Origin of the sequence: Pseudomonas sp. BF-R-24 (genome assembly GCF_019947335.1) — a bacterium.
In the GTDB taxonomy this organism is placed as follows: Bacteria; Pseudomonadota; Gammaproteobacteria; order Pseudomonadales; family Pseudomonadaceae; genus Aquipseudomonas; species Aquipseudomonas jessenii.
Map to the genome: position 1 here is coordinate 19,710 of NZ_JAGYGG010000053.1, position 9,515 is coordinate 29,224.

A 9,515-nucleotide genomic window follows, 5' to 3' on the forward strand; every position below is an offset into this window, starting at 1 on the left:
TTTTTGCGGCGACTGTACCAGCAGTCGCCGTTTTTTTGGTTCGTCACGAATGTTGGGAAAGATGCACTTGATCTACTTGAAAAAGAATTCGCAATACTCATATCACGCACAAGAACGCCGATTTGTCAGATGTGTTTGCTCGCACGAACATCATCAGTCAAATCGGCGCTGTTGTTTCTGAGTTTCCCGAAACTGCGTGAAAACCCTATTTTTTGCCTTGTACTCAGAAGGATTTAGGGGCTGCGGCACTCTCTGCGCAGAGACCGGACTGTTTCTGCGCGCTGCGCCACGCCGCCGGTGGCATGCCAAACTGGTTGATGAACCAGCGGGTAAAGGAGCTGGCCATGGAGAAGCCGAACATGTCGGCGATGCGGCTCATCGAGTTGTTCGGGTTCTCCAGATAACGCAGCGCCAGGTCGCGGCGCACGTCATTGATCAGGTCGTTGAAGGCACAGCCGTCGTCCTGCAGACGGCGTTGAAAGGTGCGCACGTTCATGCCCTGTGACAGGGCGATCTGCTCTAGGGTGGCGCGCCCCATGGGCAACAACAGGTAGATGGCCTTGCGCACCTCGAACAGCATCGAGGTGCTTTCATCGCCCTGCAAGGAATCGATGTAGTCTTGGGCATAACGGGCCATGGACGGGTCGGCATTGGGATTGATCATATCGAGACTGGCTTCGGAGCAAACGATGCCGTCGAACTCGCTGCCGAATTCCAGATTGCAGCCGAACAGGCGCTGATGTAAGTGCAGGCTGTCTGGCGGCTGGTGCATGAAGTTGACGCTGTAGGGGCGCCACTTCGAGCCGAGCAGTGTCGAGCACAAGCGGAACAGCACGCCAATGACCAGCTCCGTGGCTTGGCGATTGGGCAGCAGTGTCTCGGTGACCATCACTGCACGAATGATCACCATCCTGCCGGCCTCTTCAACGAAGACTCCCAGGGAATCGTTCATCAGATGACGGTAGCGCTCCATCACCTGCAAGGCGTCGCGCAGGGTGCGCTGTTGGCTGAGCAGCAGGCTGACTACACCGAGGTCCGAAAGCTGGCGTGACTCGGCCATGCGCAGGCCGAAGGTCTGGCAATCGCTGGCGGCGGCCGAATCTTCCAGCAGACGTACGGCGGCATCGATGGGAATGCGGTATTCAGGGGCTTGCAGCTGAGCCTTGTTCAGGCCGGCAACTGCCATCACGTCACGCGGGTTGAATCCCAGGTCCTGGGTGACTTCCAGGTATTTGGTCAAGACGGCGGCGCGAACAAGCTTGGGCATGTATAGGATCTCCCTCGGTCGATGGCGGCGTTTCTTTTTTCATCGAAAATGTATTGAGCGAGAAGACGGCGCTTGTGGAAGTACTGATAGCGCTAGCGATCTTCAACCTTGGTCTGGCGTATTGCAGAGCAGGAAGCGCGGTCCCATTGTAGGGAGCACGAGCGCGGCGTTATGGGCATGGCGGGATAATTTCTTTGCATATTGGGACACTACCGGCGAGCCAAGAATGGCCGCGGCAGAAGCAGCTCTATAGTCTTTCGCGCTGTCCCAATTTCACAAGATTGTGTCCTGTCAAGCTCAGTGCGGGGCACCCTCTCAGAGCTACCTTCAAGCCCACAACTAATAAGATGGAGGTAGATAATGGATACGCGCACTTCAATGCGTATCGGTCAGCCGCTCGCTGCAATGGCGCAGGTGGATGCCGACGATCCTGATGCATTCAACCACTGCTTTGCCGACGTCAACGGCATCCGCATGCACTACATCGACGAGGGCCAGGGCCCGCTCGTCATCCTGCTGCACGGCTTCCCCTACTTCTGGTACATGTGGCGGCGCCAGATCGTGGCATTGGCCGAGGCCGGCTATCGGGTTGTGGTGCCCGATCAACGCGGGTTCGGGCAATCGGACCGCCCCGACGCCATCGAAGCCTATGACATGAGCCAGTCCGTCGGCGACATGGTGGGTTTGATGGCGGCCCTGGGCGAAACCTCTGCGGTGATCATCGGCCACGACCTGGGCGCCTGGGTGGCCCAGGCGGCCGCCATGTTGCGCCCGGATCTGTTCAGTGGCCTGGTGATGCTCAATACCCCGGTACCGCCGCGGGGCAAGGTCAAGCCAACCGTGGGCTTGCAGGCCATAGCGAAAGGCCGGGTCTACCACCACCTGTATTTCCAGCAGCTCACCAAGCCGGATCGCGAGCTGGCCGCTGATCCGCGCAAGACCTTGAGCAGCGTCTTCTACTCGATCTCCGGCAGCGCCGTCGGAGCCGAACGCTGGCGTCTGTTTGTCGAGGCCGGTGAGCCGATTCTCAACGCCTTTACCGAGCCGAAGGGAGCGTTCCCGTCCTGGCTGAGCCCGCGGTCGCTCGACTACTACGTCGCCGAGTACACGCGCACGGGGTTTACCGGTGCCCTGAATTACTACCGCTGTCGCGACCGCAACTGGGAAATCACCGCGTTTCTCGACGGAGCGAAGGTCAGCCAGCCAAGCCTGTTCATCGGTGGTGCTGCCGACCCTTCCCTGGAGCCGGTGGAAATCCGCAGCCTCTACGACCAGATGGACGCCTACCTGCCCGCTCTGCGCAAAAAGGTGCTGCTACCCGGTGTAGGCCATAGCGCCGCAGAGGAAAGCCCGGCTCAGGTCAACGAATTGCTGCTGGAGTTTCTCGAGCAGTTGATGTCCGGCGACCCGACCTCTGAGCCAGCGGCTGGCTAAACCCCCTGATAGCGGTAATGCAAAGGCAGGGCGAACGCTACCGGCATCTGCCGTAACGTCCGCCCTGCCTTTGCACATGGACAGGGCTGGATTTTTTCCTTGTTACTCAGCTGGCAGCCTTGACCAGCAGATGATCGCCGAACTGCTCGCGCAGACGGTTCTTCAACACCTTGCCCGTAGCACCCAGTGGAATCGTGTCGACGAAGACCACATCATCCGGCGTCCACCACTTGGCAATCTTGCCATCATAAAAGGCCAGCAGATCTTCCCGGGTCAGGGCTGCCTGCGCTTTCCTGACGATGATCAGCAAGGGCCGTTCATCCCACTTCGCGTGTTTCGCGGCGATGCAGGCCGCCTGGGCGACTGAGGGATGGCTCAGGGCAATGTTCTCCAGATCGATCGAGCCGATCCACTCGCCACCCGACTTGATCACATCCTTGCTGCGATCGGTGATCTGCATGAAGCCATCGCCATCGATGGTTGCCACATCGCCGGTGGGGAACCAGGTCTGGCCGGCGTGTTCGAGCAGCGGCGAACAGTCGCTTTCATTTCTGAAATAGTCGCGTACCACCCAGGGGCCGCGCACCATCAGGTCACCCGAGGTCGCGCCGTCCCAAGGCAGTTCCAGGCCGTCCGCGCCGACGATCTTCATGTCGACACCAAACACTGCGCGGCCTTGTTTGGACTGCACGGCATTACGCTCTTCCGGGGACATGCCAAAGTGCTTGGCCTTGAGGGTGCCAATGGTGCCGATCGGGCTCAATTCCGTCATCCCCCAGACGTGCAACACCGCCACGCCGTAGGTCTCCTGAAACTTGTGCAGCATTGCCGTGGGACAGGCTGCACCGCCAATGATGGTGCGTTTCATGCTGGAGAAAGGCTCGCCGGTTTGCTCCAGATGCCCCAGCAGCCCTTGCCAGACCGTGGGTACGCCAGCAGAGAGGGTCACCTGCTCCGCTTCGAGCAGTTCGAACAGCGATTTGCCGTCCAGCGCAGGGCCGGGAAATACCAGCTTGGCCCCGACCATGCACGCGATGTACGGGAGCCCCCAGGCGTTGACATGGAACATGGGCACAACCGGCAGGATGACGTCGCGCGCCGAACAGTTCAGGGCATCCGGCAGCGCGGCGGCATAGGTGTGCAGCAGCGAAGATCGATGACTGTACATCACGCCTTTCGGGTTGCCCGTGGTGCCGGAGGTGTAGCAGAGCGTGCAGGCGGCATCCTCGTCGAGATCCGGCCAGACGTAATCGCAGGCGCCCTGTTGCAGCAGATCTTCATAGCACAGCAGGTTGTCGATACCGGTGTCTGTCGGCAGGTGATCGGTCATGGCGATGAACGCCTTGACCGTTGGGCAGCGGCCAGCGATGAGCTTGATCAGCGGCAGGAAGGTCATGTCGAAGAAGATGTACTGGTCTTCGGCATGATTAGCGATGTAAGCCACCTGGTCTTCATGCAGGCGAGGGTTGATGGTATGCACAATGGCACCCATGCCGGACACGCCGTAGTACAACTCCAGGTGACGATAGCCATTCCAGGCCAGTGTGCCGACCCGGTCGGCGGGTTGGACACCCAGGCTGGTCAGCGCGCTGGCCATCTGGCGCGCGCGACGGTGGCAGTCACGGAAGGTGTAGCGGTGGATATCGCCCTCCACCCTGCGAGACACGATCTGCGTATCGCCATGATGGCGGTCGGCATGCTCAATGAGCGAGGAGATCAATAGCTGCTTTTGCATCATTAGGCCATTCATGGCATCGCTCCGTTCTTATGTTTGTGATCGGGGAGCGAGCAGGCGGCCAGGCCCCTGTCAGATTCCGCGTCAAGACCGCGAACCGACACAGCCTGTTTCCCTCCCCTGGATTTTTGCGATCTGGCAACTGCCCCGGCTCCCCCTTAAAACCGGGGATGCCGGGATTTCCATGAAATGCAGGTCAGTTGAATGCCGTGAGGTCTTTCGGTGCGATGTCATGCTGCTCGCAATAGGCGAGATAACGCTTGAGCCCGGACTTCCAGTTTTCCAGCGCGACGATGTTGTCGTTGTCATCGACAAACGCGAGATCGCCATTGACCTGGACCAGGGTCAGCACATAGCCGTCGCCATTGCCGGTACTGACGACTTCCGGGGTGTGAGTCGACCCGGCCGTCTCGTAGACAATGCTGCCCGGGCCGGCCACCCAGTCATGCTCCTTGTATTTCCACTGGCCTTCGAAGGTGTAGACCATCACCGTGCCCGTGTGGTGGTGCTTGGGCAGCTGCATGTCGATCGGCGCCTTCATCATGACGATCCATTCGCCACGGATCGGGTCGAGCTTGAAGTACTTGAGCAGGACGTTATCGGCATAAGGGGTAAACGGAATCCAGGGCAGGGATTCGCCATCGATGACTGCGGTGTCGACGTGTTCGTAGAGCATAGGTATCTCCGTTGATTGTTGTTTTGATCGGGAATTTTTCGGCGGCCGGGATGGTCCGACCATCACGGATGGTCGGGTGCCCGGGCTGTCTGTCAGGCAGTCAGGGTCAGGTCAGCGGGGTTCCCGCCAGGGTCGCGCGCAGCATCTTCCGTGGCGCATTGCCGTAGTCAGCCACGGCGTAGTGCTGGACTTGCAGGTTGTCCCACATGGCAACCGTATTGGTTCGCCACTTCAGGCGTACCTGGTATTCCGGAATCGCGGCCTGAGACATCAGGTAGTTCATCAGGTGATGAGCCTCGGGCATGAAGTCCTGGCCGTAGCGGATGTCCTCGAAGTTGAAGAAGTTCGAGAAATGGGTGGTGAATGCGGAATTGACGAACAGCACCTTCTCGCCGGTTTCGGGATGCACAAGCACCACCGGATGCTCGGCGCCGGGGGTCTTCAGGGCCATCGCGTGACGTTCTTCGCGTGGCAACTGGGCGCCAAAGGTCTGCTCAGCACCGTGCTTGGCATACAAGCCATCGATCCGTTGCTTGATGCTTTCGGGCAGCTTTTCGTAGGCCATCACCATGTTGGAAAACAGCGTATCGCCGCCGGTCTCCGGACCCAGTTCACAGCGCAATACCGCGCCGCGGGGCGGCGCCTGCTTGTAGGTGACATCGGCATGCCAGAGGTTTTCGCGACTTGCCTTTTCCACATAGCTCTTGGGCTTGCTCGGATCGAGATTGCGGTACAGCATCAGCAGCTTGTCCGCCTCCGGATGGCTCGGCGCCAGGGGATGGGCTTCCAGTTCGCTGAATTGCGCGGCGAAGTGCTGTTGCTCCATTGGAGTTATGTTCTGGTCGCGAAAGAACAACACTTTGTGCTTGAGCCACAGGGCCCTGATTTCCGCGATCAGTTCGGGGTCCTGTGCAGCGTCGACAAGGTTGACGTTGCTGAGCTCTGCGCCGATGGTGGGTGTGCAAAGCTCTACCTTGATCGAATGCTGGCGCACCGACGACCGGATGATGGCCGGTGCCGAGAGAGATGCTGGTGAAGGGGTGTCTTGGATTTCGGCGATTTTTGTCATTGTTGTCTCCACTCCGTGCTTGTACGGCGGTGCGCAAGATGTGCATCCGGTATAGGTAACAGGCCCCCGCTGATGGCAGAGGTACTGGTCCTATAGTAGATATCTAGGGCACGAGACTATGGGCGCGGCGGGACAGTTTATTAGCATATTGGGACGGTGCGTCGGGACCACGGACTAAGCTGATTAATGTCCACGCACCGGCGCAGTTTTGCCTGCTGGGACGGAATTTCTAGAGATGGACGGAGGAGTGCATATCGTGAGGAGCATCGAGGGCGTCGAAAATCCACGCAATATGGCTAATCAGGAGCACTAAAACGCGCGTGAGCGGTCGCTGGACCTCGCTTTTATGCGAGAGGCCATGGATGCTGCTTTGTTCTCCCAGTTGTAAAAGACTCAATCTGAAAGTGATTGGTCAAACTGGCTGCGGAACCAGTGCGATCTGGTGTTTTTAACAAAGGACTTTGAGGTTCCCAAAAAAATCGAACGTCTGCTCGTGGCTGATTCTGTTGAAAAAGTCGGTTCGCCAAAACAGCCTGGTCATTGACTGGTTAAAACGCCTTTTTTGCACACTGCTACGTGAAATCTGAGTCCGGAAGCCTCTGCCGCAAGTAAAGATTTCAATCTCGGACGCATACTTTTCTGCTGCGGAAACCATGGTCGACTTTTTCAACAGTATCGGCCGATTGCCGTCACTCCGGCGCCATCATCACCGCGAGCGTCATTTTGATGAACTCTTCGTTCTTGTCGATAGCTTCAAGGGCGCCGCGCACGTTGTCGGCGACATCGGTCGATCCTCGCTGCTCGACCCAGTTCGAAAGTTCCAGGATTGCGGCTTCAAGGGCAAGTTGGTTTTCGTTGAGCTTGAATAGCAGGGAAGGGAGCAGGTCAGAGTTTGGCATCGTGAATCCTCCGTGGAGGTTTCAGCGTAGCAGTCGTCAAACGTCGGGGGGCGAAGAAAGGCATGGTCGGCAGGACGCCGGGGAAGAGCCGAAAAGGTGTGGGGACTTTTTCGGGGACTCGCTATTTTTGGTTGAGCTCTGTAGGGCACCGTTTGCAGCGAGCGCCAGTAGAAGACTCAACAAATGGTGGGGAATGCGCCCATTTTCAAGCATGGGGTGCTTGTACGCTAAGGTAAACGGGCTGTGATAATTGGTTGTCAGTCACCTGCTACCACTGCTGACCGGTGGGGGGATCAAGAATAGATCACGGACATGCTGCGCACTGGCATTATCAGAAAGGGCGTTTATGGAAAAGAAGGCAAAAGTTCCGAGCTTTGAAGCGAATCAGTTTGTCAATGTGACGCATGGCTTCGTGTTGCCACCCAAGCCAATGTATTGGTCTCGTAAATTTCATTCGGTAAAGCATTGCATCGAGTCCGCGATACACATGGCGAGCCAGATTGAACTGGTCGACCATTCCCCAACCTCGTTCCGCCCAGACCAAGTCAGGGGCGCCTACTTTCGCGCATCGCTAACCGAGCTCTGCCGAGTTCAAGAGGTTATAAAGGAGCTTGATCACAAGCTCTCGTTCAAATGGACCACAGATCCATCCCTTCACGTTGTTGCGTTGCTGCGCAACTATCAGGTTCATATTGCATCAAGCCGGCTCGATGAGGGCTGCATAGCCGTCGCGTTAGCTGGAGAGCCAGCGGTTTATCGAAGCTTCGTTGCTGTGAACATTAGCGCTGCCGAGCTTTGCAGGCTCGATAAAGGTGGGTATTCAGTTCAACAATTGGAGGAGCTAGCGAACTGCTTTGAAGTGCAGCAGCGCAAGTTAGGCATTGTTCAGCTTCTCTATCATTTGGCAAAGCGAGTAGAGGAGTCCGCAACGCGGGCTCTAACATCTCCTACCCCAGGCAACTGCGTTCGGTAGCGGATGATGTCAGGAGTGCCTGTTCAAAAGGACTTATGCTGCGGCGGGGCATCAGGCAAGGGTAAGGGCTGCGCAAAACCCTCGCTGCAAGCCGCATTCCTTCGTTTGTATAAGCACGAAAATACACGTAATTTGCCGTACTGTGGATGGTAGATTTATCATATAAATCAGTAGGTTATGTGCGTTGCTGCTTTAGCATGGGGTGCTAGGGGTCGAGTGTTCGAATCACTCCGTCCCGACCATATAATTCAAGGGGTTACGAGTTTTTATCTCGCGACCCCTTTTTATTTTACTTCGTTTTTACCCCTACAAAACCACTGGCTCTGGGTGGAATCCTCACGGCTTCCGCGTGGGCGGACGCAGGCTTTAGCACTCACGCGTGGTCTCTTTACCAAGGCGGCACCGGTAGTTCGTTGTCGGTTCGCGACAAGTTCGACTATGACTGCTGCCTTTACGCGCTGCTGTATCGCCAACTTGAGCTTGCTCAGTGGGATGTGTTGGTCGCCAAGTACTCCACACACAAGGCCAACAAGGTTGCCGCCATTGGCCGCCTGGTTGTCCGTATGGTTCCCCAGCGCCGCAACTGTTCATCTACAAGGCGCTCACTGCGTGGGCCATTCCAAAGTTGAAGGGTATCCAGACCGGCAAGCGCTCAACCAATATGATCGTGCTGCCTGCCGAGTTCTATGACATGAACACTTGGGATCTGGCCGGTTCGCCGGAGCGCACTCGTTGCAACTGGCGCGGTGGTATCCATAAGCGCTTGGAGCAGTTGGAAGAGGCCACAGTGATCCATGCAACCGAGATATTCGATCAGGAACAAATCTTCGTAGACGCGGCTTGACCATAGTGGCCAATTGGCCGTAAATTAACCCCGTCATGTCGATCTTTCGCGTTATGAGAGGCGACTTCAGAAGCCTGGCCATCGAGCTGGGCTTTTTCTTGCCCAGATTTTTTTCAGCCTTTACGCTAGCGGCTGTCGCCATGGAGTAACGTCAATGGGCTTAATTGAAGTAAAGCAGCGAAACGTCATTCAAATTCAAAGCCTGAAGAGCGAATGGAGTGATGGAGTGACGATTCCAGCAAACCCTCCGGAGTTGCTTTGGGTGGTTTATGAAGGGGAGAAGATTGTAGGAATCTTTTCCAATTGGGAGGAGGCGAGCATCCTTGTTGGTGCGCTTTATTGGGCGCAGCAAACGAAGCAGTTTTTGCGCGAAAAGGAGCAGGAAGAGGAAAAGAAGAATCCTGGCACCAGCCCCAAGCCCGGTGATTAATAGCCTCGAAGCCACAAAGACGTATCGCACCAAGCCTCGGCATAACGCCGGGGCTTTTTATTTGTGCGCCAGGCATGGCGCGTTGCGCGTAAGCGCAACCAGCTTGGCTGTGGTGGCCTCGCTGGTGACTTGGAGGTGAAAGTCCTCTACACACCCGGCAAGGGGAAGTGTTAGCCAGAGGCAAGGGT

General features: G+C 57.1%; 9 protein-coding genes. 4 read left to right on the plus strand and 5 right to left on the minus strand.

Annotation, left to right across the window (positions count from 1 at the left end; translation table 11 throughout):
• Nucleotides 1-223: 223 nt before the first annotated feature.
• Entirely contained in the window at nucleotides 224-1,267 is a 1,044-nt protein-coding gene (locus KGA98_RS26400) for an AraC family transcriptional regulator (RefSeq protein WP_223504530.1), read from the minus strand.
• Nucleotides 1,268-1,627: 360 nt separating this feature from the next.
• Here KGA98_RS26400 and KGA98_RS26405 point away from each other — a divergent pair, with 360 nt between their 5' ends.
• Nucleotides 1,628-2,701 carry an alpha/beta hydrolase gene (locus KGA98_RS26405; protein ID WP_223504532.1) on the plus strand — a complete coding sequence of 358 codons (1,074 nt, stop codon included), beginning with the start codon at nucleotides 1,628-1,630 and terminating at the stop codon, nucleotides 2,699-2,701.
• Nucleotides 2,702-2,807: 106 nt separating this feature from the next.
• On the opposite strand, the gene KGA98_RS26410 is transcribed toward KGA98_RS26405, so the two are convergent.
• The 4 genes from KGA98_RS26410 to KGA98_RS26425 all read right to left on the minus strand — a co-directional run bounded on the left by KGA98_RS26410 (nucleotide 2,808) and on the right by KGA98_RS26425 (nucleotide 7,080).
• Nucleotides 2,808-4,451, minus strand: a complete 1,644-nt coding sequence (locus KGA98_RS26410; RefSeq protein ID WP_218495297.1) for a 3-(methylthio)propionyl-CoA ligase — start codon at nucleotides 4,449-4,451, stop codon at nucleotides 2,808-2,810.
• A gap of 181 nt (nucleotides 4,452-4,632) precedes the next feature.
• Nucleotides 4,633-5,112, minus strand: a complete 480-nt coding sequence (locus KGA98_RS26415; protein WP_218495298.1) for a 2,4'-dihydroxyacetophenone dioxygenase family protein — start codon at nucleotides 5,110-5,112, stop codon at nucleotides 4,633-4,635.
• Between the two features lie 106 nt (nucleotides 5,113-5,218).
• Nucleotides 5,219-6,091 (minus strand): TauD/TfdA dioxygenase family protein, encoded by an 873-nt coding sequence (locus tag KGA98_RS26420; protein ID WP_223504545.1) that lies wholly within the window; start codon nucleotides 6,089-6,091, stop codon nucleotides 5,219-5,221.
• Between the two features lie 779 nt (nucleotides 6,092-6,870).
• The gene (locus KGA98_RS26425; protein WP_223504534.1) at nucleotides 6,871-7,080 is read right to left on the minus strand and encodes a hypothetical protein; all 210 of its coding nucleotides are present in this window, start codon (nucleotides 7,078-7,080) and stop codon (nucleotides 6,871-6,873) included.
• A gap of 346 nt (nucleotides 7,081-7,426) precedes the next feature.
• Between KGA98_RS26425 and KGA98_RS26430 the strand changes: the two genes are divergently transcribed.
• The 3 genes from KGA98_RS26430 to KGA98_RS26440 all read left to right on the plus strand — a co-directional run bounded on the left by KGA98_RS26430 (nucleotide 7,427) and on the right by KGA98_RS26440 (nucleotide 9,327).
• Nucleotides 7,427-8,053 carry a hypothetical protein gene (locus KGA98_RS26430; protein WP_223504536.1) on the plus strand — a complete coding sequence of 209 codons (627 nt, stop codon included), beginning with the start codon at nucleotides 7,427-7,429 and terminating at the stop codon, nucleotides 8,051-8,053.
• A 661-nt stretch (nucleotides 8,054-8,714) separates the two neighbouring features.
• Nucleotides 8,715-8,897, plus strand: a complete 183-nt coding sequence (locus tag KGA98_RS26435; protein WP_223504538.1) for a hypothetical protein — start codon at nucleotides 8,715-8,717, stop codon at nucleotides 8,895-8,897.
• A gap of 154 nt (nucleotides 8,898-9,051) precedes the next feature.
• Nucleotides 9,052-9,327, plus strand: coding sequence for a hypothetical protein (locus KGA98_RS26440; RefSeq protein WP_154947709.1), 276 nt, complete (start codon nucleotides 9,052-9,054; stop codon nucleotides 9,325-9,327).
• The last annotated feature ends 188 nt before the right edge of the window (nucleotides 9,328-9,515 follow it).